Source organism: Luteibacter rhizovicinus DSM 16549, assembly GCF_001887595.1.
GTDB lineage: Bacteria > Pseudomonadota > Gammaproteobacteria > Xanthomonadales > Rhodanobacteraceae > Luteibacter > Luteibacter rhizovicinus.
In genome coordinates this window covers 1,613,619-1,640,289 of the sequence record NZ_CP017480.1, presented here as the reverse complement: position 1 = coordinate 1,640,289, position 26,671 = coordinate 1,613,619, and the positions used below count along the sequence as shown (strand labels likewise).

Below are 26,671 nucleotides of genomic sequence, written 5' to 3'. Positions count from 1 at the left end.
CCGCTGCGCAGCAGCGCTCCTCCTAGGTTGCTTGCCTCAGGCCTCACCGGAAGGAAAAGCATCGCCGATGAATCGGCTCCTACAAAGAGCCTCGGCGTCAGGTGTTGATACCTAGGCGCTTCAGCTCCAGCCGGCGCAGGAACTCCTGCATGATCCGCAGGTAGAGGTCTTCGCCGAGGTAGCCATCCTCGACGCCGGCATCGATCGACGGGTTGTCGTTGACCTCGATCACCACCGGCTTGTCGCCGACCTGCTTGAGGTCGACGCCGTAAAGGCCGTCGCCGATGGTCTGCGTCGCCTTCAGCGCGAGCTTGACGACCTCGGCGGGCGCCTCGCGCACCGGCACCGTGCGGAAACCGCCGGACTTGGCCGTGCCCTTGGCGCCGTGGTTGTAGATCTGCCAGTGCCCGCGCGACATGTAGTACTGGCAGGCATAAAGCGGCTCATGGTTGAGTACGCCGATGCGCCAGTCGAACTCGGTATAGAGGTACTCCTGCGCGATCAGCAGCGCGCTGTGCGAGAACAGCTCGGCAGCTGCCTTTTCCAGCGCCTCGCGCGTCTCTACCTTGACCACACCACGCGAGAACGAGCCATCGGGAATCTTCAGGACGATGGGCAGGCCGAGGCGGTCGGGCAGGTCGCGAACGCGCCTGGGGTCGTCGCGATAGATGATCTCGGTGATCGGCGTGGCGAGCTTGCGGGCGACCATCAGGTCGTTAAGGAAGATCTTGTTCGTGCAGCGCAGGATCGACGTCGGGTCGTCCATCACCACCATGCCTTCCTTTTCCGCGCGATGCGCGAAACGGTAGGTATGGTTGTCGCTGGCCGTGGTTTCACGAATGAACAGGCCGTCGTATTCGGCGAGGCGCTGATAATCGTTCTTGCCGATCGGGTCGACCTCGATGCCCAGGTGCTTGCCCGCTTCGATGAAGTGCTTCAGCGCCTTCTTGTTCGACGGCGGCATGCTTTCGTTCGGATCGACCAGCATGGCGATGTCGTAACGGAAACGACGGCGCGCCTTGGGCTTGCGCCAGAGTTTGCGGGAAAACTTGTCCAGCGCCTGGGCAAAGGCATCTTCCTGGGCGTCATCCAGCGTATGCAGGCCGACGGGCTTGATCGACGAGACCTGCCACACGCGATCGCGCTCGAATTCGATGCGCATCAGGGGGCAGGGGAACATCTCGAAGATCTGCCTCGCAAGATCCTGCAGGTCCTCGTAGGCCGTCTCGCCGAAGTAGACCAGCACGCCGAAATCGGTGGTGTCGCGACCTCCCGCCGGCAGGAAGTTGGCGAGTTTCTGGTTGAGGTCGTCGATATCCAGGCCGTAGAGCGAGCGGCGGCGCAGGTCGTTCACCGTGCGCACCGACGGAATCACCTTGTGCCCGCGCGCTTCGGCCAGCAGGGACACGTAGTAACCGGTGCCCAGGTACTTGTAGCTGCGGCACAGATTGACGACGTGCGTGCGCTCGTCGTCGCTCCCGACGGGCTCACGGAGGTAGTCCATGGCGCTGACGACATCGGTGGATGGGTAGTAGGAGCCCCAGTCCGAGGCTTTTTCCACGACGATGACGAGCCGGCTCATGAGACCTCGACAGACGACGAATACCTGCACTGCGACCCCACATGGAGCCGTTCGTTTCGTCGGTGGCGCAGTGTGGTCCTCCGGCGCCACGGCGCACAAGCGCCAGCGCTGAAGCCCGTTTAAACGAGTTCATGAAAAAGTCATTGATCAGCCCGGGCACGAGGTCTACAGTGCCGCGCTTGCCGATTCTCCCCGTCCGGCTCCGCAGCCGTCATCCCCCTCGCGCCGGAGTTTCCATAGCGCATGCGTCCACCCCCGGTAACCGCCGCGGTTCGCGTTCGTCGCGCCGAGGTCAGCGATCTCGACGATCTGGTCGCCCTCGAGGAATCGAGCTTCGCGCAGGACCGACTGAGCCGTGCCCAGTATCGCAAGCACCTCGACAGCGAGAGCGCCCTGGTGCTCGTTGCCAGTGCCAACCGTCGCCGCTTCCTCGGCACCGCGGTCGTCTTCTTCCGTAAGGGCAGCACGGTCGCCCGCCTGTATTCCATTGCCGCCAAGCCGCAGGCCCAGGGCAAGGGCGTGGGCTCCGCGCTGATCGAGGCTTCGGAAGAGACGGCGCGCTCGCGCGGCTGCCGTGCGCTCCGACTCGAGGTGCGCAAGGACAATGCCGTGGCCATTCGCCTGTATGAGCACCGTGGCTACCGGATCATCGGCGAGTACGCGCGCTACTACGCCGACGGCGCCGATGCCCTGCGCTTCGAAAAGCCGCTCTGAGCACGGCAGGGCTATACTGGCCGCCGTTTACGGGGAATCGCCCATGCGCCGACTGATCCTGCCGTTCGCCATCGCCGCTACCGCTGCCGCCGTGCTCTCCGCTTGCGGCCAGAAGGGCGACTTGTTCATGCCTCCGCCGCCGGCCCCCGGCACGACAGCCAGCCCGCAGGCGGCGCATCCGGCCACCGCTTCGACGGTCGAAGGCCCGGCCAAGGCCAGCAGCACCATCACCCCGTTCAACTCCGTCATTCACCAGTAACGACGATGCCCAATCGCTTTACCAAGATGCATGGGATCGGCAACGACTTCGTCATCGTGGACTGGCGCGAGGACGCGGGGCGGACGCCCAACGCGGCCCGCATCGCGGCCCTGGCCGATCGCCACACCGGCATCGGCTTCGACCAGCTGATCAGCATCGAGCCGGCACGCGATCCGTCCTGCGAGTTCTATTACGGCATCTGGAATGCGGACGGTTCGCCGTCGGGCCAGTGCGGTAATGGCGTTCGCTGCGTCGCTGCCTGGCTGTACCGCGACGGCGTGATCGAGCGCGACACCGACGTTCGCCTGGAAAGCCCGTCCGGCCCGGTCACGGTGCGGGTCCTCGACGAGAGCCGCGTCGTGGTCGACATGGGCGAGCCCGATTTCGATCCGGCCTCGCTGCCATTCGCCGCGTCCGCGCTGGCCGCCACGTATACCCTCGACGTCGTCGGCGAACGGATCACCTTCGGCGCCGTCTCGATGGGCAATCCGCATGCTGTCGTGTTCGACGACGACCTCGCCGATCCACGTATCGACCTGCTCGGCCCCGCGCTCACGGCCCATCCGGCCTTCCCGCTCGGCGTGAATGTCGGCTTCGCTCAACGCCTGGGGCCTGACCGGCTCCGTCTGCGCGTGCATGAACGCGGCAGCGGTTGGACCCGCGCCTGCGGCACCGGTGCCTGCGCCGCGGCCGCCGTGGCCCAGTCCCTCGGCATGGCTGCTCCGGTGGTGAACGTGGAACTGCCGGGCGGCACCTTGACGATCGAATGGCACGGTCCTGGCCACACACTGTGGATGACCGGCCCGGCCGCCTTTGTTTTCGAAGGCGAAGTGTGACGTTCGCGTGCGAACGGGGCACACTGACGACAAACAGGAAGCAAACCCCATGACCGACACCGCGATCGACGGCGACATCAAGCCAGCCACCGTGGCGTCCTACCTGCGGCGACACCCGGATTTCCTCGCCGACTACCCCGAGCTCGCCAACGCGCTCACCCTGCCAAGCAGCAACGGCCCGGCGGCGTCGCTCGCCGTGCACCAGTTGCGCGGCCTGCGTGAGAAGAATGCGGAGCTCGAGACACGGCTGAAGGAACTCGCCTCGATCGCCGGGGACAACGAGAAGCTGATGCGCCGTGTCCACGGGCTGATGCTGGCCTTGCTCAGCGCGAAGGACATCGAAGAGACCGTGCGCAGCGTGGTCCGCCGCCTCACCGAGGATTTCCAGTCCGAGCGGATTCGCCTGGTCTTCTTTGGCGACCTTGCCGGCCTGCCCGACGAGCCGTGGCTGCTTCGCGAGCCGCGCGGCAGCTCGGGCTTGCCCGAGTTCACTTCGTTTCTCGAGCACGCCGACCCCGTTGCCGGCCGACTCGCACCGGACAAGCTGCACCGTCTGTTCGGCAACGAAGCCCCGGATGTCCGTTCGGCGGCCCTGATGCGCGTGGGTCCCGACGCCTTGTTGGCGATCGGCAGCGCCGACGCCGACCGCTTCCATCCGGGTATGGGCACCCTGTTCCTGGACATGATTTCGACCACGGTCGGCTCGGCAATCGAACGGGCACGGAAGGCGGCGTGAGTCCACGCGAGGCCGTCGAGGCCTTCCTTCGGCACTTCGCTGCCGAACGTGCGCCGTCGGTCCACACGCTGGCGGCGTATCGCCGCGACCTGGAAAAGCTGCTCCGCTTCATGGAAGCCGACGGACTGGCGAGCTTCGATGCGCTCAGTCCGGATCGTCTACGCGGAATGATCGCCCGCGAACATCGAGGCGGCCTGCAGCCCAACAGCATCCAGCGCCTGCTTTCGGCCTGTCGCACCCTGTTCCGTTACCTCACCCGGGAGGGCCAGCTGGCCCACGACCCGGCCGCGGCGGTGCGTGGGCCGAAGGTGCGCCGCAAGCTGCCGCAGGTGCTGGACGCCGATGAGGCCAAGGAGCTGGTCGAGACCACGCTCGGCGGGACGCTGGCGCCGCGGGACTCCGCGATGATGGAACTGTTCTATTCCAGTGGCCTGCGTCTGTCCGAGCTCACCGGCCTGCACTGGGGCGACCTCGACCTGGAAGACGGTCAGGTGCGCGTGCTCGGCAAAGGCAGCAAGACGCGCATCCTGCCGGTCGGCCGCTTCGCCATCACGGCCCTGAAGGCACTCGCCGCGCTAGGCGGCGCGGGACCGGAGCAGCCCGTGTTCAAGGGCCGCGGCGGGGCACCGATCAGCGCCCGTGCGGTGCAGATGCGGCTGGCCAAGCTATCCAGCGGCCAGACCAAGCGGGTACATCCCCACATGCTCAGGCATACCTTCGCCAGCCACATGCTGGAGTCCTCCGGCGACTTGCGCTCGGTGCAGGAACTGCTCGGCCACGCCGACATCGCCACGACCCAGATTTACACCCACCTCGATTTCCAGCACCTGGCCAAGGTCTATGATGCTTCGCATCCAAGAGCGAAGCGAAAATAGGTACATGTGGGAGCCGATTCATCGGCGAATAATGAATAAACCCGCTGCGCAGCAGCGCCCCCAAGGTTCCTGGCCCCACCCCCGACTACAAAGCCGGCTCGGTGGGAGCCGATTCATCGGCGAATAACAAATAGACCCGCGGCGCAGCCGCGCTCCTCCCAGGTTGCTGGCCCCAGTCCCCACCAAAGCAAGAGCTCGCCGCTGAAGCGGCTCCCACACACAGCTCCTCCCCCCAAGACTTGCTACGCCGCTGCCCGGCCCCCACCTCTAGCCGACTCCCCAAAGGAACGCGCTATGGAACCGATGCACGCCACGACCATCGTCTGCGTCCGCCGCGACGGCAAGGTCGTCATCGGCAGCGACGGCCAGGTCACCCTCGGCAACACCGTCATGAAGGCCAACGCGCGCAAGGTGCGCCGCCTCGGCAAGGGCGACGTCCTGGCCGGGTTTGCGGGCGCTACCGCGGACGCGTTCACCCTGTTCGAGCTGTTCGAAGAGAAGCTGGTCAAGCACGGCGGGAACCTCACGCGTGCCGCCGTGGAAATGGCCAAAGAATGGCGCACCGACCGCCGCCTGGGCCGCCTCGAGGCCATGCTGGCCGTGGCCGACAAGGAGGCCTCCCTGCTGATTTCGGGCAACGGCGACGTGCTCGAACCCGATCACGGCCTCATCGCCATCGGCTCGGGGGGCCCGTATGCGCAGTCCGCCGCGCTCGCGCTGATGGGGAATACCGAGTTAGATGCACGCACGATCGTAGAGAAAGCGCTCAAGATCGCAGGCGATATCTGCATCTACACCAACCACAACACTTCCATCGAGGAGCTCTGAGCCGATGTCCGAACTCACGCCCCGCGAGATCGTCAACGAACTCGACCGTTACATCATCGGCCAGCAGGACGCCAAGCGCGCCGTGGCCATCGCGCTGCGTAACCGCTGGCGCCGCATGCAGCTGGAACCGGGCATGCGCGAGGAAGTCACCCCGAAAAACATCCTGATGATTGGCCCGACCGGCGTCGGCAAGACGGAGATCGCCCGCCGTCTTGCCACCCTGGCCAATGCGCCCTTCGTGAAGGTCGAAGCCACCAAGTTCACCGAAGTGGGCTATGTCGGCAAGGATGTGGAGTCGATCATCCGCGATCTTGCCGATGTCTCGTACAAGCTGGTCCGCGACCAGGCCAAGGGTCGCGTGCGCAGCCAGGCCGAAGATGCCGCCGAGGATCGCCTGCTCGATGCGCTGCTTCCGCGCCGCCAGGCCACCGGCTGGGACGACACGGGCACCCAGACGCCAACCATCGACAGCGACACCCGGCAGAAGCTGCGCAAGCAGCTGCGCGAGGGCGATCTGGACGATCGCGAGATCGAGCTGGATTTCGCCACCAACGTCGGCGTCGAAATCATGACCCCGCCCGGCATGGAAGAAATGAGCCAGCAGCTGGGCAAGATGTTCCAGAACCTCGGCGGCTCGAAATCGCAGAAGCGCAAGATGACGATCCGCCAGGCTCGCCCACTGCTCATCGAGGAAGAGGCCGGCAAGCTGCTCAACGACGACGACCTGCGCACCCGTGCGGTGGACATCGCCGAGCAGAACGGCATTGTCTTCATCGACGAGATCGACAAGGTCGCCCAGCGCTCGGAGTGGGGCGGCGCGGGCGTGAGCCGTGAAGGCGTGCAGCGCGACCTGTTGCCGTTGGTGGAAGGTTCGACCGTGTCGACCAAGTACGGGGCGATCAAGACCGACCACATCCTGTTCATCGCGTCGGGCGCGTTTTCGCTGGCCAAGCCGTCGGACCTGATCCCCGAGTTGCAGGGTCGCCTGCCGATCCGCGTCGAACTCAGCGCGCTGTCGGTCGATGACTTCAAGCGCATCCTGCGCGAGCCGCACAACGCGCTGACCAAGCAATATGTTGCGCTGCTCAACACGGAAGGCGTCACGCTGGAGTTCACCGAGTCCGGGATCGACCGACTGGCCGAGGTGGCTTTCCAGGTCAACGAGCGTACCGAGAACATCGGTGCGCGACGCCTGCACACGGTCATGGAGCGCCTGCTGGAACGCATTTCCTTCGAAGCAGCTGACAAATCCGGCGAAAAGCATGCCATTGACGCCGAATATGTCGACAAAACACTGTCTTCGCTCGTCAAGGACGAGGATTTGAGCCGTTACATCCTCTGAACAATGAGGGCCCCCCCTCTGGTAAACTATTGACGTATATGGGCAAGGTTATTCAACTCAAAACCAACGGCCAGCGTGCGAGCTTGCGTGAAGCGCAAGACAGCCAGCAGCTGGTACGTCTGTGGCGCGACGAACTCGAACACGGCAGCTTCTGCGGCTACGTGGGCGGAGTCGGCCGCGAATTTTTCCTGCTGTGGGTCATCGGCGACGGTGTCAGCTATGACGGCATGTACATCATGCGGCATCGCGACATTTCCGAATTCGAAGCACCCGACAAGCACAGTACCTTCCTCGAGAAGGCGCTCGCGCTGAAGGGCATCCGCCCGACGCCGCCGGCCGACTTCCCGCTCGACGACATCCAGCAGGTGGTCCAGGCGGCCGCTGCGCACGCGCCTGTCATTGGCGTGCATGTCGACAGCGAAGACGAAGCGGAGGTCTGTTACATCGGCCGCCTCGTCAGCGTGGAGGAAGAAGGCTTCAACATGCAGGAGATCACCCCGGACGCGGAATGGCTGCGTGAGCCGTCGTTCTTCTCGTGGGACGAGATCTCCACCATCAGCATGGAAGATGCCTACGCCACGTCGCTCCTCGCCGTGGCCGGCGACCCGCCGCCGCTCGAGCAGGGCGACACCGGTGGCGGCTTCGGCAGCGCACACTAAGCGAAGACTCGCACGACTCACTCTGCTCGGTAGGAGCCGATTTATCGGCGAAGGGTGCTCGCGGTAGAATGCGGGCGCCCATCTCCGCAGGGATCGCCGATAAATCGGCTCCTACCGAGCAAGAGCATCGCCGATGAATCGGCTCCTACGGTTTTCTGATTCAAGGCCACCGGCCCATGTCCCGCCCGCGCCCCCTCGATATCGTCCTGCATTCGGCCTCGCGCATCCTCGAGGTCAGTTTCGACAACGACGAACGATTCCGGCTTCCCTGTGAGTATCTCCGGGTGAACTCCCCCAGTGCTGAAGTCCAGGGCCATGGCCCCGGCCAGAAGGTGCTGGTTGCCGGCAAGCGCAACGTGGGCATTACGGCGCTCGAACCCACCGGCCACTATGGCGTCCTGATCCGCTTCGACGACGGCCACGCCAGTGGCATCTTCGGCTGGGACACGCTGTACGACCTCGGCCGTGCCTACGACACCTCCTGGCCTGCCTATCTTGCCGAACTCGAGGCCAAGGGCCTGTCCCGGTAATGGAAAGCACGCGCATCAAAGCATCCTGCGTGGCCAGGGCGTATATTTGCGCGCCAACCCCATCACACCGGCGAACAACGGACGTTCCGAAGTCATCACCGCGGAGCTACAAGGCATGACGCGAATCGTCGTCGTCGGAAGCATCAATATGGACCTGGTCACGCTCGCGCCGCGCTTTGCCGGCCCTGGCGAAACGCTGACCGGCGACCGTTTCCTCACCATCCCCGGCGGCAAGGGCGCGAACCAGGCGGTCGCCGCCGCGCGTCTCGGTGCCTCGGTGTCGATGGTCGGTTGCGTCGGCGACGACGCTTTCGGCAAACAGCTTTACGATGGCCTCGTGACCGAAGGCGTCGACGTGACCCACGTGACGCGGGTTGACGGGATCGGCAGCGGCACGGCATCGATCACGGTCGCCGGTGGCGAGAACAGCATCGTCGTGGTGCCCGCCGCTAACGGTCGCGTCACGCCCGCCCAGGTCGAGGCCGCCCGCGACATCATTCGTGGTGCCGATGCGGTGCTGGTCCAGCTGGAAATTCCCCTCGACGCGGTCGACGCCACGCTGCGCATCGCGCAGGACGAAGGCGTTCCCGTCATTCTCAATCCCGCCCCCGCGCAGTTGCTGCCGGTCGAGTGGCTGTCGCGCGTGCGCTTCCTCACGCCGAACCAGCACGAACTCGCCACCGTGCTCGGTGCGCATGGCGAAACCGATTTCCGCGAACTCATGCGTCGCGCTCCCTGCCCGGTCGTCCTGACCCGTGGTGAGGACGGCGCCTGGTTCCGCGACAAGGACGACGAGCCGCGGCACCAGAGCGGTTTCAAAGTCGACGCGGTGGACAGCACCGGCGCCGGTGACACTTTCAACGCCGCGCTCGCGGTGTACCTCGCCGAGGGCCTCGACGTGGCAGTGCGCAAGGCTTGCGCGACTGCGGCGATCGCCGTCTCTCGCCTGGGTGCCCAGGGCGGCATGCCGCGTGCCGACGAGGTCACGGCGTTCCTGGAGACACATCAATGAAGCGCAGTGGTCTGCTTCACGCGGAGCTCAACCGCGTGATCGCGGCGATGGGTCATACCGACACCCTGGTCATCGGCGATGTCGGTCTGCCGGTGCCTCACGGGGTTCCCTGCATCGATCTGGCGGTGCTGCCCGGTACGCCGGATTTTTCCACGGTATTCGAGGCGGTCTATGCCGAACTCGCCGTCGAAAGCGTGACCGTCGCCAGCGAAATCCATGCGCGCAACCCGGCGCTGGTGCAGCTTGCCGCCCGACTGGGCAACGACGGCCTGGCCGTGAACGAGGTTTCGCATGAAGACCTCAAGCAGCTCAGCGCACGCGCCGTCGCCGTCGTACGCACCGGCGAGACCTCGCCCTATGCCAACGTGATCCTGCATGCCGGCGTGACCTTCTGATGGCCGCGCAGCTCGTCAACATGCACGACATCCACAAGGCCTTCGGCCCGGTGAAGGTACTCGAAGGCGTCGACTTCGAGCTGGTCGCCGGTGAAGTGCATGCGCTCATGGGTGAGAACGGCGCCGGCAAGTCCACCCTGATGAAGACCCTCACGGGGATCTACGCGCCGGACTCCGGCACGATCCAGGTGGACGGCAAGCCTGTCTCGATCACCACGCCGGCCGACGCCGAGAAGTACGGCATCGCGATCATCCATCAGGAACTCAACCTGATCCCGGCCCTCAGCATCGCGGACAACCTGTTCCTCGGTCGCGAGATCCAGCGCTTCGGCCTGCTCGATCGCAAGGCGATGACGAAGAAGGCGATGGAGTGGCTGGCCCAGGTCGGCATGGAGCGGCTCGATCCGGACACCCGCGTCGAGCGCCTGTCCGTCGGCACGCAGCAGATGGTCGAGATCGCCCGTGCGCTCGGCCAGAACGCACGCGTGCTGATCATGGATGAGCCGACCGCCGCGCTCACCGAACACGAAACGACCACGCTGTTCAAACTGATCCGCGCGCTTCGCGAGAAGGGCACGGGCATCGTGTACGTGTCGCATCGCATGGAAGAGATCTTCGCGCTGTGCGATCGCATCTCGATCCTGCGCGACGGCAAGTTCGTCGGCACCCGTCCCGTGCCGGGCCTGGCCTTCGACGAAGTCGTGAAGATGATGGTCGGCCGCACGCTCGAAGCGCGCTTCCCGACCCGCACGTCGACCCCGGGCAAGGTTCGCCTGCAGGTGGAACACATCAGCGGCGGCATGGTGAAGGACGTGAGCTTCGACCTGCGTTCCGGCGAGGTGCTTGGCGTGGCCGGTCTGCTCGGCGCAGGGCGAACCGAACTGGCACGCCTGCTTTTCGGCCTCGACAAGCCCTCCGAGGGCCGCGTGCTGCTCGACGGCGAAGTGGTCACGGCGACCAATCCCAACCAGGCGATCCATGCCGGTTTCGGTTTCCTTACCGAAGACCGCAAGGCTCAGGGTCTCGTGCTCGACCTCAGCCTGCGCGAGAACATCAGCCTGCCACGCGTGCCCGCCCACATCGGCCTGGTCGATCGCGGCGGTGAGAAGACGCAGACGAAGGGTCTGATCGAAGCGTTGAAGATCCGCACGCGCGACATGGAGCTCAACGTGAGCGCCCTGTCGGGCGGAAACCAACAGAAGGTCGTGCTGGCCAAGTGGCTGGCACTCAAGCCGCGCGTGCTCATCCTCGACGAGCCCACGCGCGGTGTCGATGTCGGCGGCAAGGCCGAGATCTATCACATCATCAATCAACTCGCGGAGCAGGGCGTGGCCATTCTCATGATTTCCTCGGAACTGCCGGAGGTGCTCGCCATGAGCGATCGCATCCTGGTCATGCACGAGGGGCATGCAACGGCCCTGCTCGAAGCCCACGGTGCCACCCAGGAAACCGTGATGACTGCCGCGACCGGAGGCCACTGACATGACGCTTCAACTCAACTGGAGCCAGGCCAAGGCGCTGTTCCAGCGCCTCGGCTCGGTGATCGGACTGCTGCTCCTCTTCATCGTGCTGTCGGTGCTGAGTCCGGACTTCCTGACCACGGGCAACCTGCTCACCGTGTTGCGCCAGGTGTCGATCAATGCACTGATCGCCTTCGGCATGACCTTCGTGATTCTCTCCGGCGGCATCGACCTTTCCGTCGGCGCGATCCTCGCCTTCACCGGTGCGATCACCGCCGGCCTGATGGCCGCCGGTCACGGCATGGTGCTTTCGGTCGGCGCCGGTCTCGGCCTGGGCCTCGTGCTCGGCATGGTCAACGGCGCGCTGGTGTCCTGGGGCAAGGTGGCTCCGTTCATCGCGACCCTCGGCACGGTCACGCTGCTTCGCGGCCTCACCCTGTCTTATACGCAGGGCAGCCCGATCCCGGTGACCAATCCCGGCTTCGCCATGCTCGGCGGCGGCTACATCGCCAACCTGATTCCGTTGCCCGTCATCTGGATGGCCGTTGCCTTCATCCTCTGTGGTTTCCTTCTGCGCGGCACGGTGTTCGGCCGTCACGTGGTGGCGATCGGCGGTAACGAGGAAGCGGCGCGTCTCTCCGGTGTCCGCATCTCGCCGATGAAGCTCGGCATCTACGGTCTTTCCGGCCTTCTCTCCGCATTCGCGGGCGTCGTGCTTACCTCGCGGCTGTATTCGGCCCAGGCGACCGCCGGTGCAGGCTACGAGCTGGACGCCATCGCCGCGGTGGTGCTCGGTGGCACCAGCCTGGCCGGCGGCCGCGGTTGGCTCTTCGGCACCCTGATCGGCGCATTGCTGATCGGCTTCCTGAACAACGGTCTCAACTTGCTCGGCGTAAGCTCTTTCTACCAGCAGGTGGTGAAGGGCATTGTCATCCTGATCGCTGTCCTGCTCGACAGGCGGCAGTAAAAACAAAAACGAGGGAAATACACCATGCGTAAAGTCACATTCCTGGCCGCGGCAGCGGCAACGCTGCTCGCAGCCTGCTCGCAGCAGGGTCCGGGCGAATCCGCGCCGGCCGCCGCCTCCACCGCTGGCGGCGCCGCCGCTTCGGGCACGCCGGTGATCGGCCTCGCGCTGTCGACGCAGAACAACCCGTTCTTCGTCGAGCTGAAGGATGGCGCCCAGAAGGCCGCCAAGGACGCCGGCGTCCAGCTGGTCGTCGTCGATGCGCAGGACGATCCGGCTCGCCAGATCTCCAGCGTCGAAGATCTGATCCAGAAGCGCGTCTCGGTCATCCTGCTCAACCCGACCGACTCTTCGGCCCTGGCCGGTGCCGTACAGTCCGCGCAGCGCGCGAACATCCCGGTAATCACGCTCGACCGCGGCGTCGACGGCGCCGAAGTCGCATCGCACATCGCGTCGGACAACATCGCCGGCGGCAAGATGGCGGCCGACTTCCTGGCCAAGGAACTCAACGGCAAGGGCAACATCATCGAGCTGCAGGGCGTCGCCGGCACCTCGGCCGCGCGTGAGCGCGGCAAGGGCTTCGACGATCAGATCGCCACGACCGGCATGAAGGTCGTCGCGCAGCAGCCGGCGAACTTCGACCGTGCGCAAGGCCTCTCGGTGAGCGAGAACCTGCTCCAGGGCAACAACGACGTCCAGGCGATCTTCGCGCAGAACGACGAAATGGCCCTCGGTGCGGTGCAGGCCCTGGCTGGCAAGAACAAGAAGATCCTCGTCGTCGGCTTCGACGGCACGCCGGACGGCAAGACCGCCGTACAGAGCGGCGCCATGGCGGCCACGGTCGCCCAGCAGCCGGAAGAAATCGGCAAGCTCGGCGTCGAGACGGCGAAGAAGCTCATCGACAAGCAGCCGGTCGACAAGTCGATCGCCGTGCCGCTGAAGCTGCTGACCAAGCAGTAAGCGTCTCGTGTGAAAAGGCCGGGCCCCCTCACGGTGGCCCGGCCTTTTTTATGCGCGATGTTCGGATGGGGAGCTTTATTGTGGGAGCCGCTTCAGCGGCGATGCTCCTGGCAGGGAAGAGCATCGCCGCTGAAGCGGCTCCCACAAAAAGCCAGCGGCGGCTTAGTCCGAAGGACCCGGCGCGATGACTTCGCGCTGCCCGTTGATACCCATCGACGACACCAACCCTGCCGCTTCCATCGCCTCGACCAGACGCGCCGCGCGGTTGTAACCGATGCGGAACTGGCGCTGCACGAACGAGATCGACGCACGACGCGAACGCAGTACAAAGGCCGCCGCTTCGTCGTACAACGGATCCAGTTCGGCGTCGATGCCGTCTTCGCCAGGTTCGCCATCGACCGCGTCGCTCGGCGGACCGGCAAGGATCTCGTCCTTGTAGTCGGGCTCGCCGAACTGCTTCAGCCACGCCACGATGCGATGCACTTCCTCGTCGGCGACAAAGGCGCCGTGGATGCGCTGCGGATAGCCCGTACCTGGTGGCAGGAACAGCATGTCACCCTGGCCGAGCAGGCTCTCGGCGCCCATCTGGTCGAGAATGGTGCGCGAGTCGATCTTCGATGACACCTGGAAGGCGACGCGGGTAGGGATGTTCGCCTTGATCAGTCCGGTGATCACGTCGACCGAGGGGCGCTGTGTCGCGAGGATCAGGTGGATACCCGCTGCACGCGCCTTCTGCGCCAGCCGTGCGATCAGTTCTTCGATCTTCTTGCCGGCGACCATCATCAGGTCGGCCAGCTCGTCGATGATCACCACGATCATCGGCAAGGTATCCAGATGCTCCGGTACTTCGGGATGCGCCGGGAACGGATTGAACAGCGGCTTGCCCGCGGCGCGCGCCTCGCGCACCTTCTGGTTGAAACCGGCGAGGTTGCGCACGCGCAGATCCGACATCACGCGGTAGCGGTTTTCCATCTCGGCGACGCACCAGTTCAGCGCGTTGGCGGCGAGCTTCATGTCCGTGACCACGGGCGCCAGCAGGTGCGGAATGCCCTCGTAAACCGAGAGCTCCAGCATCTTCGGATCGATCATGATCATGCGGACGTCTTCAGGCGTGGCCTTGTAGAGCATCGACAGGATCATCGCGTTCACCGCGACCGATTTACCCGAGCCCGTCGTGCCGGCAACCAGCATGTGCGGCGCCTTGGCCAGGTCGGCCACCACGGGCTCGCCGGTGATGCCTTTGCCCATCGCCAGGGTCAGCAGCGAATCGGACTCGCGATATTCGGCGGAGTCGAGGATTTCGGACAACGCGATCATCTGGCGTTGTTCGTTCGGCAACTCCAGGCCCATGCACGTCTTGCCGGGAATCGTCTCGACGACGCGGATCGTGGTCCGTCCGAGGCCACGTGCGAGATCTTTCATCAGCGCGACGATCTGGTTGCCGCGGACGCCCACGGCGGGCTCCACTTCGTAACGTGTGATCACCGGGCCTGCCGACGCCCCGACGACCTGCACCGGCACCTTGAACTCGCGCAGGCGCTGTTCGATCAGCTCACCGGTATCGCGGAGGTCCTGTTCGGAGATGGCGAGCGCGGCGTTCGAGCTGGGTGAGGCGGGAGCGAGGAGATCGAGCGGCGGGATACCGACGGCGCTGACGCTACTGCCGCTGCGCAACGGTCTCACGGGCGTGAGTGCGAAGGTGCGGACCGGTTCGGCGTGGGGTTCATCGTTCGCCGCCACCGCGAAGCGCGAGACGGGTGCGACCGGTGAGAGCACGGGCAGCGGCGGGGCCACCTCAACCGGCGAATCGACCTCGACCGTCCTCACCTGCTCGACCGGGAGCGTCGACGGTTCGTACACCGAACGTTGTTCTTCGGAGCGGCGTTCTTCTTCAGCGCGGCGAAGCGCCGTATAGGAATGTTCTTCCGCGCGTGCAGGACCGGAGGTTGCGGCAACGGGGCGCTCGTCCGTGCGATACGAGTCGACTACGGTGGCGGGCGAGGGCTCCGGCGATGCGGCTGCCAGGGCACGCGGCGCAAGCCACGGCTCTCTGATCACCGTGTCCGGCTTGACGCGATGGCGCGGCATGACCGGCGTCGCGATGGACGGTCGTACGGGATCATTCGACACCGGCTCGGCGCGCGTCGTGTCGCGTCGAAGGGCGGCGGGAACCGCCTTGGCAACAGCTGCCGGCTTGGCCGGCGCCGCTTTTGCACGACGACGCGCGGCGGGCACACGATCGGCACGGCGGACGGCGGAAGCAGGGCGACGGCCGGTGGCGCGCGAGGCCGTGCGGGTCAGGAGGCGACGCGTACCTTCGATCGCCAGTGCACCCATCGGCTCGAGAAGAGCGTTCAAGCGCACGATGAAGGACGACCACGACACGCCGAGGTACCAGGGAAGGGCGACGACCATCGCCACGATGGCGAGCAGCGAAGTCAGCGCGGCGCCGGGAAATTCACCGAACGCACTGCCGAGCCAGCGACACACCACACCGCCGACCGAAGGATCGTCGGTGTAATGGGAGATCACGATGCCTTCGAGCGTCGTGCTCGCGAGCAACACCAGAACGAAGCCCGACCAGAAGCGAATCGCTCCGGGACCGACCGTGGGCGGACGACGCCGACGGACCAGCGCGGCGCCGATGCGCCAGAGCAGGGGGAGTAGCCAGAGCGTGGACAGCCCGAAGGCGCCAAAAACGAGTGAGGGCATGCCGAACCGCAAGAGAATCGAGCGAGCCCCGTAGTTTAGCGCGCATTCGTGCGGGTCGATGTGTAAAGGTGGGATAAGCCGCTGTTCACGCTCGCAAGCGTGACCGGCCGGCGCGGTGGAGTCTGCGCCGGCCGTCTTTCGACGCTGTGTGATTACGCGCGGTAACGCGGCGCCACTTCCTTACGCGACAGGTTCGGGGCCATCGCATGGCGAGCCGCCTCGTAGGCCAGATACTGACCTTCGTCGTGCAGCGGCGGGATGGTCACCACTTCGCCACGGTCGAAGCCGAGGAGGCCCGCGTCGACCAGGTCGGCGGTTTCCATGACCATGCCCGGAAGCAGGGCATCGACGTCCTTGCCCGACTTCTCCCAGATCTCCGAACGGGTGGCGCCCGGCAACACGGCCTGGGCGTGCACGTTGGTGCCCTTCAGCTGGGCCGCCAGGCCGAGCGTGATGTTGACCACGTGGGCCTTCGAGCCGCTGTAGATGCCGTCGAAGAGGTCCGGCGCAAAGGCCAGGACAGAGGCGATGTTGATGATGCCGCCCTTGTCGCGCGCCTTGAAGACCTTGGCAGCGGCGGCGGAGAGCACCGTCGGGGCCGTGATGTTGATGGCGATGAGCTGCTCGATCGCGGCGGTGTCGTTGTCGAGGATGCTGCCTTCGAGGGAAATACCGGCGTTGTTCACCAGCAGGGTGATCGAGGCGTCTTCCTTGAGGCGCTTCTCGACGAGGGCGACGTCCGCCTTCTGGGTCAGGTCGGCCTTGAGGGCCTCGACCTTGCGGCCGGTCTTTTCGCCGATCGACTTCACCAGGGCTTCCAGGCGATCCAGGCGGCGGGCGACCAGGATGAGGTCGTAGCCGCGGGCGGCAAGGCGCTCCGCATAGACCTGACCGATGCCGGACGAGGCGCCTGTGACGATGGCCGTGCCTTTGGTTTCAGTGCTCATGGTGTCTCTCCGATGGGGTGGGTAGCAAAGTGATAGTAACTACGTTGCCATACGATAGTGACTTGGATATCATAATGCAATGGACATCGACAAACTTTCTTCAGGCACCTGTGCGATCTCCCGCGGCCTCGCCTTTGTCGGCGATACCTGGAGCGTGCTCATCCTTCGGGATGCCAGTCGTGGCATGAGCCAGTTCGACCAGTTCAGGACCAGTCTCGGCATCGCGCCGAACATCCTGTCCCGTCGATTGAAAGCCCTGACCGAGGCGGGCGTCTTGGAAAAGCGCCGCTACAGCGAGCGCCCGCCGCGCGACGAATACGTGCTGACGCAGGCCGGGCGGGACTTCATCCCGATCATGGCGGCGATCGGCGAGTGGGGCCGCACCTACAACGGCGGCGGCCCGGCCATGAGCCATCTCGCCAGCGACGAGACCGGTGAGCCGATCAGGGCGGTCGTAGTCGACGAGTGCACCGGCAAGCCGCTGGGCGCGACGCCGATGCATCTGGTGATGCCGGACTGACGGTTGCGATCCGTTACCGCGAGACGGCGATGGACCAACGGCCACCGCCCTCGTCGTCGAAGCTGAACTCGACCGGCAGGAATTTTTCGATCAACGCCGCGTTGCTGCGCGCGTGAGCGGACGGAAGCGTGGTGCTGAAGCTTCCTTCCCCGGCAAGCGCCATGGGCAAGAGCAGCTGATCGGCGAGATGCTCGTCGACGGCAACGTCGGCAGCCAGCCATGCCGAAGCCGCCTTGCTGACGCCTTCCGCCACGTGCTCGGCGGTCACGCGCTTGATGCCGAACCCGGTGAAGACAGCGGTACTGTGCTCCGCGCGAAAGCGAATGCTCAGCGCATTGCCGGGACCGATAGGCGACTTCACCTGACGCACGGACACTTCGGCCTCACCGAGGCCAAGACGGCGGCGCGCCACCTCCAGCTCGCGTTGGCCAATCCCTAACGGTATCGCCGAAAGGATCGCCCGCGCATGCCGCTCGACAACCTCGCCTCGGTGAGGAAGGTGAAGGGCGCTGGGCTTCGCGCTCGGACGCAGGTCGAACGTGATGCGGCCACCGCCCGCCGGATAGAAGCCGTGCCCTCCCATGCTGAAGTCGCCATCGATCCCCATGCGCTCCATCAACGGCAAGAAAGCCTCGTCGATGAAGTCAGCGGTGGGCGCCTGCGGATTGTGCGTGCCGCCTTCGATGGTCAGGTGAGCTGCAACGCCGTGCATCCACAACGCGGGCAGTACCGTCTGCAGGACCAAGGTGGTTGAGCCTGCGGTACCGATGGTCCAGCGGTGTTCGCCCGCATGAATACCCTCTGGCGTGAAGCGCAGCTCGGTGGATCCGGTGCTAGCGCCTTCGACCGTGGCCTTGCCCACCGCGCGCGCCGCATCCACGGCCGTCAGGTGTTGCCGCAACAGACCAGGACGCTCGCGCCGCGCACGAATGCCGGTCATGGCGAAGGCCTCGCCCGTACACAGGCTGAGTGCCAACGCCGTGCGGAGCAGCTGTCCGCCACCCGCCTGGCCATCCAATTCAATCATTTCCTTCTCCAGTCCTGGCCCCGTCCGACGGGGCGACTTCCTTCAACCCTTCACACAGACGACCTGGCGCAAAGTGTGGACGATTTCAACGAGATCCTCTTGCGCCGCCATCACGGCTTCGATGGACTTGTACGCCGCCGGCGACTCGTCGATCACATCGGCATCCTTGCGGCACTCGACATGCGCCGTCGCCTTGCGGTGTTCCTCGAGCGTGATCTGCTTCTTCGCCTGGGTGCGGCTCATCACACGCCCGGCGCCGTGGCTGCAGCTGTTGAAACTTTCCTCGTTACCGAGGCCACGCACGATGAAGCTCTTCGCTCCCATGCTTCCCGGGATGATGCCGAGCTCACCCTTCCTCGCACTCACCGCCCCCTTACGGGTAACCAGGACGTCCTTGCCCAGGTGCTTCTCGCGGCTCACGTAGTTGTGGTGGCAGTTCACCGCCTCCGACCACGCGTCGAACGGCTTGGCGATGATCTTGCGCGCCGCCTCGATCACGTGACGCATCATGATGGCCCGGTTCGTCCGCGCAAAACGCTGCGCCCAGTCCACGGCGAACACGTAGTCGCCGAAATGCTCGCTGCCCTCCGGCAGGTACGCCAGATCCTGGTCGGGCAGGTTGATCATCCAGCGGCGCATGTCCTGCTTGGCGAGCTCGATAAAGTGGTTGCCAATGGCATTGCCCACGCCACGGGAGCCGGAGTGCAGCATGAACCACACGCGCTGCTCCTCGTCGAGACAGATCTCGACGAAATGGTTGCCCGTGCCGAGCGTACCGAGGTGGTGCAGGTTGTTGGTGCGTGCCAGCTTCGGATACTTCGCCGTGATCAGCGCAAATTCCGCGACCAGTTCGTGCCAGCCATCCTCCGTGGCTTTCGGTGGCGTGGCCCAGGCGCCTTTATCGCGCTTTCCCACTGTACGGCCGTGCGGTACCGCCGCCTCGATCGCATGGCGCAGATCGCGCAGGTCGTCCGGCAGATCCGACGCGGTCAGCGTCGTCCGCGTAGCGATCATGCCGCAACCGATATCGACGCCGACGGCCGCCGGGACGATCGCACCGATGGTCGGCACCACCGAGCCGACCGTGGCGCCCTTGCCCAGGTGGACGTCGGGCATCACGGCCAGCCAGCCATGGATGAAGGGCAGCTTCGCAATGTTGATCAGCTGCTGGCGTGCTTCGGCTTCCAGCGGCACACCGCGGGTCCACAGCTTGATCGGTGCGGCACCCGGCTCGTTGATGACTTCGTAAGCGGTCGTACTCATATCGTCTTCCTTGTGAATTCGTATCTTGCATCAAGCGGCAATAAAGACGGAACGGCTGCTCTACCCCTGAGCTACGGCCGGGCGGCCGGCGGGAATCGAACCCGCGACACGGTAGTTCCGTTGGCATCCGCTGGTTTGAAAAGGTGCGGCGACAAAAGTGGTGAAGCATCGATGTTGCATGTGAGGGGCTCGAACCCTCTAGCCCGAAGGCTTACCCAGTAGCTCCACCGGCATTCGCCGCAGGTTGAAATCGTTGGCCCCGACGGGCCCATTCCCGTCGGGGGATTACCTCGTTCAGAGCGGTGTCGCTTCGATCCGCTCTATCCATTGACCCGCCGTGTCGCCACGCGCGGCGTCGGCCAGCAGTTCGAACACGGCGTCGCTGAAGCCGGCGATGTGCGTGACGCCTGCCGTTCCTTCGACTGTCTGGCTGGTGGCATACGGCTGCAGGTCGATGCAGACAAGGCGTGCCTTCGGGTTGATCGCCCTGACGGCCTGCCACTGGCGCATCGTCTCGGTGGCGCCCACTCCGCCACGCGTGTCCACCCAGCTCTGGTTGTCGGACACGATGACCACCAGATCCACTTTCGCCTTCTGCATTGCCAACTTCGCTATCGGTGCACTTACCGCCGTGCCGCCGCCGATCATGCCGGCGAGGGTTTTCGCCTGGGTCATCACGCTGTCGCGCCGGTTGAGCCGCACCTCCCGCACTTCCGTGTCGAACGGCATGACCCGGATCGCCGGGTTGGCGCGACGTAAGGAGGCGACCATCAGTGCCGCGACTTCGACACAGGTCACCACCGTCGTTGCGCCCTTGCGGTAACCCGTGACAGGCGAGGCCATCGAGCCCGACACGTCGACCGCGACCACCACCTTGCCGTGAAGCTTCGGCACGGAGCGGGTCGCGATCTCCATCGCATCCTGCAGGGCGTCGACGATCCGCTCCGGCATATCGGCCGAGACATTCCGATAGGCAACCATCAGCTGGTACGGCAGCACTCGTGCCTGTGCGATCGCCTTCGGATCGCGCAGTCGCTTCGCCACCACCCCGACGACTTCCTTGTCGGAAAACACGCCATGCCTGGCGAACGTGTTGAGGTTCATTCGCGTCGCCTGCCAGGTGCCGCGCATGGCGATGCTTTTCCACTGCGCCTTGCTCAGCGGCAACGAGGTCAGGTACGGGAACGGCATGTCCGGCAAGTCGCCGCGCGGGTCGCTCTTGAATACTTCGTAGGCACGCACGCTCTCCGGCAACGCGGCCGGCGCATACGAACGTCCCAAGAGCCAACCGTACAACGCGTCCCGCGTCGCATCCTCGGGACGCGGGTGAACCATTCGAACGACGTCCGCGAGCGATGGATTGCCGCCGACCGCCGCGCCGAGAACGCCCTCCGTGGAGGCCGAGGCCAACCATTGGCGGACGAGGCGTTTCGGGCGCGAACCTAGCGACTTGCGCCCCGTCACGCCGCTACGGACGATCTGAATGAAGTTGCGCAGCATGCGGCCGTTGTCGATCACCCGGGCGAAGGCTTTCTCGAGCACGTCACCGTCCCGGTTGGCGAGGTGAGCGAGCAGCAAGGCCGGCATGTCTTTCATATGCGACTGCTGGCGGGCATGGATCGCCACCCTGGCGACGAACTCCGCGGGCACCGACTCGCATAGAGCCAGCGTGGCGGCGAGTTGCGTCGCCGCATCGGCGTAGTAAGTCCCGTTGAGGCAACCCGTGGCCGCATACAGGGCGAGGGCCGAACGCGGGTCCCGAAGGTAGGCGTCGCCATCGGCTTCGTTGACCGCATTGGCCGCCGGCGCCTGGGCACCGCGAGAGCTCTGGAAAAGTTGAAGGTTGGCCATCGTGGCGATCTCCTTGGGTTGAGCCTAAGAGAGCAGGAGCCGTGCCAACCGCGCCAGATTGATATCAACCTATTGATAAACAGCAGATTTTATGATTTGTGATTCGTTATGGGCCAATGCCAGACTGATCATTTACGATATAGCCTTCTCGTGTCTTATCTACTGGGATCGTGATGAAGACCAAGGTGGTGATCGGGTTTGTTGGCACCCAGCTGGATGCGGGCGATGGCCCGGGTCGTTGGGAACGGTGGCGTCCTACGGTGTCGCTCGGCCTGCATGAGGACTTCCTGGTCGGTCGGATGGAACTGCTCGTCGACGAGCGGCGCAATGCAAAGACCAGCCGCCTCATCCGCGAGGATCTCGCCCAGGTCTCGCCCGAAACCGACGTACGCATTCACGACACCTATATCGCCAACCCGTGGGACTTCGAGTCGGTCTACGAGACGCTGTACGCCTTCGCACAAGGCTATGCGTTCGACCCTGACAACGAGGATTACTACGTACACATCACGACGGGCACCCACGTTGCCCAGATCTGCCTGTTTCTTCTGACCGAAAGCCGTCACCTGCCCGGCCGCCTCTTGCAGGCGTCGCCGCCGAGAAAGCAGGGTGTCGCCGCCAGCGTGGGCGAACTGAGCATCATCGACCTCGATCTGTCGCGCTACGACCGACTGGCCCAACGGTTCGAAGGCGAGCAGCAGGAAGATCGCAGCCACCTGAAGAGTGGCATTGCGACACGCAACGCCGCCTTCAATCGCATGATCGAACAGATCGAAACCGTGGGTAGCCGCTCGGTCGCGCCGATCCTGCTGATGGGACCCACCGGCGCGGGCAAGAGTCAGCTCGCCCGTCGCCTGTTCGAACTTAAGCAGGGCCGCCGCGAGGTGACCGGCCGCTTCGTCGAAGTGAACTGCGCCACGTTGCGTGGCGACGGCGCGATGAGCGCCCTGTTCGGCCACGTGAAAGGCGCCTATACCGGCGCCGCCGGTGAGCGTGCCGGTTTGCTGCGCAGTGCGGACAAGGGCTTGTTGTTCCTCGACGAGATCGGCGAGCTGGGCGCGGACGAGCAGGCCATGTTGTTGCGCGCCCTCGAAGACAAGCGCTTCCTTCCCGTGGGCGGCGATCGTGAGGCAAGCAGTGATTTCCAGTTGATCGCCGGTACCAACCGCGATCTGGGCAAGCGTGTCGCCGAAGGTCGTTTCCGTGACGACCTTTATGCACGCCTCAACATCTGGTCCTTCCATCTGCCGGGCCTCGCCGAGCGCATGGAGGACATCGAGCCCAATCTCGACTACGAACTGGAGCGCTACGCACGGGACGAGAACCGACGCGTCACTTTCAACAAGGAAGCGCGCGAGGTCTATCTCGCCTTCGCGATGTCGAGCGACGCACCGTGGTCCGGCAACTTCCGCGATCTCGGCGCGTCGGTGACACGCATGGCGACGCTGGCACCCGCAGGGCGAATCAACCGGGCGTGCGTGGACGAAGAGATAGGGCGCCTGCGGCGCTTATGGCGGCAGGAAAGCGAGGGCGACGCGTTGCGAGAACTCCTGGGCGAGGCCGTGAATGATCTCGACCTCTTCGACCGCCTCCAGCTTCGCGAGGTGATCGCCGTTTGCCAGCGCTGCCGCAGCCTCTCGGAAGCGGGCCGACAACTGTTCGCCGCCTCACGGAGCAAGCGTGCGAGCACGAACGACGCCGACCGTCTTCGCAAGTATCTGGCCCGCTACGAGCTGAGTTGGGACGTTATCGCGAGGCGCTGACGCGATCACGGGCAGGTCGACACGTCGAACTTCTGCGCAGGATCGCCATGCGTCGAAGCGACGATCGGCTTTTCCTTCGCCGTCGCCACATGTTGCGACGGCCACCAGCGCGGAATCACGGGATGCATCGTCGGTTCCACCGCCTGCCCCGGCTTCGGCACGAGCACGTCGGCATGGCTGCACTTCGCCGCGGCGAGGATGCGCTCCGGTGGTTCGGTCCAGGCGTGATGCGCAAGCTTGATCAGTCCCCAGTGCACGGGGATGAGCACCTTACCGCGCACTTCTTCATGCACCTTCATCGCCTGCTCGGGACCGAGGTGCCAGTCGGGCCACTGCGCGTCGTATTGGCCCGACTCAATGAGGCTGACGTCGAACGGACCGTATTTCGTGCCGACATCGGCAAAGGTGTCGTTGAAGCCGGTATCGCCGGAGTAGAACACGCGGTGCTTGTCGCCGATCAACGCGTAGCCCGTCCACAGCGTGACGTCGCTGCGGGCGGAGAGACGGCCCGACGCATGCCGTGACGGCGTGGACACGATCCTGAGGTTGCCCACCGTGGCGTCCTGCCACCAGTCCAGCTCGGTGATGCGTTCGGCGGGCACGCCCCAGCCACGCAAATGGGAGCCGACACCAAGCGGCACGATGAAGCGCACGCCAAGGGCATTGAAGGCCTGGATAGACGCGCGATCGAGGTGATCGTAGTGGTCGTGCGAGACGATGACCGCATCGATATGCGGCAGGTGATCGATGGGAACCGGCGGTTCGTACCAGCGCTTCGGACCCAGCCATGAGAAGGGCGAAGCACGCTCGCTCCACAGCGGATCGACGACGATGTTCGTGCCATCGATTTCGATCAGCATCGATGAATGGCCGAACCAGGTCACACGTAAGCCGGATGCCGGGGGCGTCCTGTATACCGCGGACGAATCCACGGTCGGCACGGGCGCATCGGGCTCTTCGCCGGGTGCCGACGCCAACATCTGCAGGACACCGCCTTTGACGTTGGTATACATCGGCAGCGGGTTTTCGAACTTGCCGTTGCGCCACTCGGGCGACCTGGCGTCTTTCGCGGTTTGCGCGGCGTCGGGCAGCGTGCCGATGTTCGGCCACGCGCTGATGGCGACGAAGGCCACGAGAAGGGCGAGCAGGATGAGGGTGTAGCGGAGGAAGCGCTTCAAACCGTGTCCTTAGCGGTGTCCGGGCTTGAAGATAGTTCACGGCACACAGGGAAAGCTATCGCGTGCCGAAAAGCATCGCCGATGAATCGGCTCCTATATGAGCGGTGGGCTGCTTTTGTAGGAGCCGACTTGTCGGCGATGGGTGTTGCATCAGGCTCCGATGGTGGCGTCAGATCACGCCGGCATCGTCGCCATGTCGATCACGAAGCGATAGCGCACATCGTTCTTCGCCAGGCGCACATAGGTCTCGTTGATCGAAGCCATGTCGACCACTTCAATGTCGGAGACGATGTTGTGCTCGGCGCAGAAGTCCATCATTTCCTGGGTCTCGGCCATGCCGCCGATGGCCGAACCGGCGATCGTGCGACGCGGGAGCATCAGGCTGCCACCGACGACGCCGTCGAGCGGCGTGAGCGCGCCGACCAGCACCATGGTGCCGTCCAGCTTGAGCAGGTTGGTGTACGGGTTGATGTCGTGGGACACCGGCACCGTGTTGAGCAGGAAGTCGAAGCTGGCGCCCTGTGCCGCCATCGCGTCCGCGTCGGTGGAGAGCAGGACGGCATCAGCGCCGAGGCGCTTCGCGTCTTCGCCCTTCGAGGCCGAGGTGGTGATCATGGTGACATGGGCGCCGAGGGCCTTGGCGAACTTCACGCCCATGTGGCCGAGACCGCCGAGGCCGATCACGCCAACCTTCTGGCCCTTGCCGACCTTCCAGTGGCGCAGCGGCGAGTAGGTGGTGATGCCGGCGCAAAGCAGGGGAGCCGTGGCCTTGAGGTCGAGCTTCTCGGAGATCTTCACCACGAAGCGCTCTTCGGTGACGATCTCGGTGGAGTAACCACCCTGGGTCGGCGTGGTCTTGTCCTGCTCGGTGCCGTTGTAGGTGAAGCTGGTGTGGGTCAGGCAGTACTGCTCGAGATCCTGCTTGCAGGATTCACAGGTACGGCAAGAGTCGACCATGCAGCCCACGCCGGCGAAGTCGCCGACCTTGAACTTCTTCACGGCCGAGCCGACGGAGACCACGCGGCCGACGATCTCGTGACCCGGGACCATCGGGAACACCGAATTGCCCCAGTCGCCCTTGGCCTGGTGCAGGTCGGAGTGGCAGACACCGCTGTAGAGGATCTCGATACGGACGTCGTGCTCACCCGGCTCGCGGCGCTGGAACGTGAACGGAACGAGGGAGGTCGTTGCGCTTTTGGCGGCAAATCCGCGGACATCGATCATGGGAGTCGTCCTTATCGTTGGGGGTTTGATCGGTAGTCCACAACAATACGTCGCGGGCTTTGGCGCGGCCAGCGGGGATTCCGGGATGAACCGTTGAGTTATCCTGCACAATCATGCGCCCAGACAATCTTTCCCACCTCGCCGCCTTCGCCTCCGTCGCCCGCCACGCCAGCTTCCGCAAGGCGGGGGCCGAGCTGACGCTGTCCACCTCGGCTATCAGCTATGCCATCCGAGGACTGGAGGAACGGCTCGGCGTGATGCTGTTTCACCGGACCACGCGAAGCGTCTCGCTCACCGAGGCCGGGCAGCGGCTGCTGGAACGGCTGGAGCCGGCCCTGCGCGATGTCGGCGATGCGCTGGAGGAGATGAACGACTTTCGCGCGGCGCCCTCGGGCACGCTCCGGATCAACATGCCGCGCATCACCGCCCAGCTGATCCTGCCGCCGCTGCTGCCCCGGTTCCTGGCCGCGTATCCCGACGTCCGCTTCGAAGCCGTGGATAACGACGGCCTGATCGACATCGTCGCCTCAGGCTTCGACGCGGGCATCCGCTTCCTCGAGCAGGTCCCCGAGGACATGATCGCCGTGCCGATCGGCGGAGCCCATCGAAGTGTCTGTGTCGCCACGCCAGGGTATCTGGCCGCCCACGGCACACCCTTGCACCCCAACGAGTTGATGCGCCACGAGTGCATCCGGTTCCGCTTTCCCAGCGGGCGCATCTATAAGTGGGAATTCGAGCAGGGCGGACGCAAGCTCGACGTGGATGTGCCGGGACGGCTCACCTTCGCGGACTTCCGGCTCTCCCTGGATATGGCGCTGACCGGCGTCGGCCTGACCTTCGTCCTCGAGGACCAGGTGACCGATCTGATCCGCGAAGGCCGGCTGGTCCGGGTGCTCGAGGACTGGTGTCCGTCGTACCCGGGTTTCATGCTCTATTACCCGCGGCAGCGCCGGGTGACCTCGGCCCTACGGGCCTTCATCGACCTGGTCCGGGATGATCGCGGTGATTGAGACTCACCCCGTCAGCGCTTG

25 protein-coding genes are annotated in these 26,671 nt (G+C 65.0%); 17 read left to right on the top strand and 8 right to left on the bottom strand.

Annotated features, from left to right (window positions below; all coding sequences use genetic code 11):
* Positions 1-97: 97 nt before the first annotated feature.
* Positions 98-1,582 carry a RimK family protein gene (locus tag BJI69_RS07455; RefSeq protein WP_046968094.1) on the bottom strand — a complete coding sequence of 495 codons (1,485 nt, stop codon included), beginning with the start codon at positions 1,580-1,582 and terminating at the stop codon, positions 98-100.
* Between the two features lie 243 nt (positions 1,583-1,825).
* Here BJI69_RS07455 and BJI69_RS07450 point away from each other — a divergent pair, with 243 nt between their 5' ends.
* The 14 genes from BJI69_RS07450 (at position 1,826) to rbsB (ending at position 13,155) form a co-directional block, all read left to right on the top strand.
* The gene (locus BJI69_RS07450) at positions 1,826-2,296 is read left to right on the top strand and encodes a GNAT family N-acetyltransferase (RefSeq protein ID WP_046968095.1); all 471 of its coding nucleotides are present in this window, start codon (positions 1,826-1,828) and stop codon (positions 2,294-2,296) included.
* Positions 2,297-2,339: 43 nt separating this feature from the next.
* The gene (gene lptM / locus BJI69_RS07445) at positions 2,340-2,555 is read left to right on the top strand and encodes an LPS translocon maturation chaperone LptM (RefSeq protein ID WP_046968096.1); all 216 of its coding nucleotides are present in this window, start codon (positions 2,340-2,342) and stop codon (positions 2,553-2,555) included.
* Between the two features lie 5 nt (positions 2,556-2,560).
* Positions 2,561-3,391, top strand: a complete 831-nt coding sequence (gene dapF, locus BJI69_RS07440; protein WP_046968097.1) for a diaminopimelate epimerase — start codon at positions 2,561-2,563, stop codon at positions 3,389-3,391.
* A 49-nt stretch (positions 3,392-3,440) separates the two neighbouring features.
* Positions 3,441-4,127 (top strand): DUF484 family protein, encoded by a 687-nt coding sequence (locus BJI69_RS07435; RefSeq protein ID WP_046968098.1) that lies wholly within the window; start codon positions 3,441-3,443, stop codon positions 4,125-4,127.
* Positions 4,124-5,002, top strand: coding sequence for a tyrosine recombinase XerC (locus BJI69_RS07430; RefSeq protein WP_046968099.1), 879 nt, complete (start codon positions 4,124-4,126; stop codon positions 5,000-5,002). Before BJI69_RS07435 ends, BJI69_RS07430 begins: the two co-directional genes overlap by 4 nt.
* Before the next feature lie 294 nt (positions 5,003-5,296).
* The gene (hslV, locus tag BJI69_RS07425; protein WP_046968100.1) at positions 5,297-5,830 is read left to right on the top strand and encodes an ATP-dependent protease subunit HslV; all 534 of its coding nucleotides are present in this window, start codon (positions 5,297-5,299) and stop codon (positions 5,828-5,830) included.
* A 4-nt stretch (positions 5,831-5,834) separates the two neighbouring features.
* Positions 5,835-7,172: an ATP-dependent protease ATPase subunit HslU gene (gene hslU, locus BJI69_RS07420; protein WP_046968101.1), complete on the top strand. Its 1,338-nt coding sequence runs from the start codon at positions 5,835-5,837 to the stop codon at positions 7,170-7,172.
* A 38-nt stretch (positions 7,173-7,210) separates the two neighbouring features.
* The gene (locus BJI69_RS07415; RefSeq protein ID WP_046968102.1) at positions 7,211-7,831 is read left to right on the top strand and encodes a hypothetical protein; all 621 of its coding nucleotides are present in this window, start codon (positions 7,211-7,213) and stop codon (positions 7,829-7,831) included.
* Positions 7,832-8,007: 176 nt separating this feature from the next.
* Positions 8,008-8,361, top strand: coding sequence for a gamma-butyrobetaine hydroxylase family protein (locus BJI69_RS07410; RefSeq protein ID WP_046968103.1), 354 nt, complete (start codon positions 8,008-8,010; stop codon positions 8,359-8,361).
* Positions 8,362-8,476: 115 nt separating this feature from the next.
* A complete protein-coding gene (gene rbsK, locus BJI69_RS07405; RefSeq protein WP_046968137.1) occupies positions 8,477-9,373 on the top strand; it encodes a ribokinase in 897 nt (298 codons plus the stop codon).
* Positions 9,370-9,768 carry a D-ribose pyranase gene (rbsD, locus tag BJI69_RS07400; RefSeq protein WP_046968104.1) on the top strand — a complete coding sequence of 133 codons (399 nt, stop codon included), beginning with the start codon at positions 9,370-9,372 and terminating at the stop codon, positions 9,766-9,768. Before rbsK ends, rbsD begins: the two co-directional genes overlap by 4 nt.
* On the top strand, positions 9,768-11,249 hold the full coding sequence (locus BJI69_RS07395; protein WP_046968105.1) for a sugar ABC transporter ATP-binding protein: 1,482 nt from the start codon (positions 9,768-9,770) through the stop codon (positions 11,247-11,249). Before rbsD ends, BJI69_RS07395 begins: the two co-directional genes overlap by 1 nt.
* Position 11,250: 1 nt before the next feature.
* Positions 11,251-12,195, top strand: a complete 945-nt coding sequence (locus tag BJI69_RS07390; protein WP_046968106.1) for an ABC transporter permease — start codon at positions 11,251-11,253, stop codon at positions 12,193-12,195.
* 24 nt (positions 12,196-12,219) lie between these two features.
* Positions 12,220-13,155 carry a ribose ABC transporter substrate-binding protein RbsB gene (gene rbsB / locus BJI69_RS07385; RefSeq protein ID WP_046968107.1) on the top strand — a complete coding sequence of 312 codons (936 nt, stop codon included), beginning with the start codon at positions 12,220-12,222 and terminating at the stop codon, positions 13,153-13,155.
* Positions 13,156-13,317: 162 nt separating this feature from the next.
* Here rbsB and BJI69_RS07380 read toward each other — a convergent pair whose 3' ends face one another.
* The gene (locus BJI69_RS07380; RefSeq protein ID WP_052767233.1) at positions 13,318-15,867 is read right to left on the bottom strand and encodes a DNA translocase FtsK; all 2,550 of its coding nucleotides are present in this window, start codon (positions 15,865-15,867) and stop codon (positions 13,318-13,320) included.
* Positions 15,868-16,019: 152 nt separating this feature from the next.
* Entirely contained in the window at positions 16,020-16,814 is a 795-nt protein-coding gene (locus BJI69_RS07375) for an SDR family NAD(P)-dependent oxidoreductase (protein ID WP_046968108.1), read from the bottom strand.
* Positions 16,815-16,893: 79 nt separating this feature from the next.
* Between BJI69_RS07375 and BJI69_RS07370 the strand changes: the two genes are divergently transcribed.
* Positions 16,894-17,334 carry a winged helix-turn-helix transcriptional regulator gene (locus BJI69_RS07370; protein ID WP_046968109.1) on the top strand — a complete coding sequence of 147 codons (441 nt, stop codon included), beginning with the start codon at positions 16,894-16,896 and terminating at the stop codon, positions 17,332-17,334.
* A 13-nt stretch (positions 17,335-17,347) separates the two neighbouring features.
* Here the strand turns inward: BJI69_RS07370 and rtcA are convergent, their stop codons facing one another.
* The 3 genes from rtcA to BJI69_RS07355 all read right to left on the bottom strand — a co-directional run bounded on the left by rtcA (position 17,348) and on the right by BJI69_RS07355 (position 21,475).
* The gene (gene rtcA / locus BJI69_RS07365) at positions 17,348-18,361 is read right to left on the bottom strand and encodes an RNA 3'-terminal phosphate cyclase (RefSeq protein ID WP_046968110.1); all 1,014 of its coding nucleotides are present in this window, start codon (positions 18,359-18,361) and stop codon (positions 17,348-17,350) included.
* A 42-nt stretch (positions 18,362-18,403) separates the two neighbouring features.
* Complete coding sequence (locus BJI69_RS07360; protein WP_046968111.1) at positions 18,404-19,624, bottom strand: RtcB family protein; 1,221 nt, start codon at positions 19,622-19,624, stop codon at positions 18,404-18,406.
* Between the two features lie 294 nt (positions 19,625-19,918).
* A complete protein-coding gene (locus BJI69_RS07355; protein WP_046968112.1) occupies positions 19,919-21,475 on the bottom strand; it encodes a vWA domain-containing protein in 1,557 nt (518 codons plus the stop codon).
* Between the two features lie 173 nt (positions 21,476-21,648).
* Between BJI69_RS07355 and rtcR the strand changes: the two genes are divergently transcribed.
* Positions 21,649-23,238, top strand: coding sequence for an RNA repair transcriptional activator RtcR (rtcR, locus tag BJI69_RS07350; protein WP_046968113.1), 1,590 nt, complete (start codon positions 21,649-21,651; stop codon positions 23,236-23,238).
* A gap of 5 nt (positions 23,239-23,243) precedes the next feature.
* On the opposite strand, the gene BJI69_RS07345 is transcribed toward rtcR, so the two are convergent.
* Together BJI69_RS07345 and BJI69_RS07340 are read right to left on the bottom strand one after the other, a co-directional pair.
* Complete coding sequence (locus BJI69_RS07345; RefSeq protein ID WP_046968114.1) at positions 23,244-24,416, bottom strand: MBL fold metallo-hydrolase; 1,173 nt, start codon at positions 24,414-24,416, stop codon at positions 23,244-23,246.
* Between the two features lie 174 nt (positions 24,417-24,590).
* Entirely contained in the window at positions 24,591-25,640 is a 1,050-nt protein-coding gene (locus BJI69_RS07340; protein ID WP_046968115.1) for an NAD(P)-dependent alcohol dehydrogenase, read from the bottom strand.
* 113 nt (positions 25,641-25,753) lie between these two features.
* Here BJI69_RS07340 and BJI69_RS07335 point away from each other — a divergent pair, with 113 nt between their 5' ends.
* Entirely contained in the window at positions 25,754-26,650 is an 897-nt protein-coding gene (locus BJI69_RS07335) for a LysR family transcriptional regulator (RefSeq protein ID WP_046968116.1), read from the top strand.
* Positions 26,651-26,671: the final 21 nt, after the last annotated feature.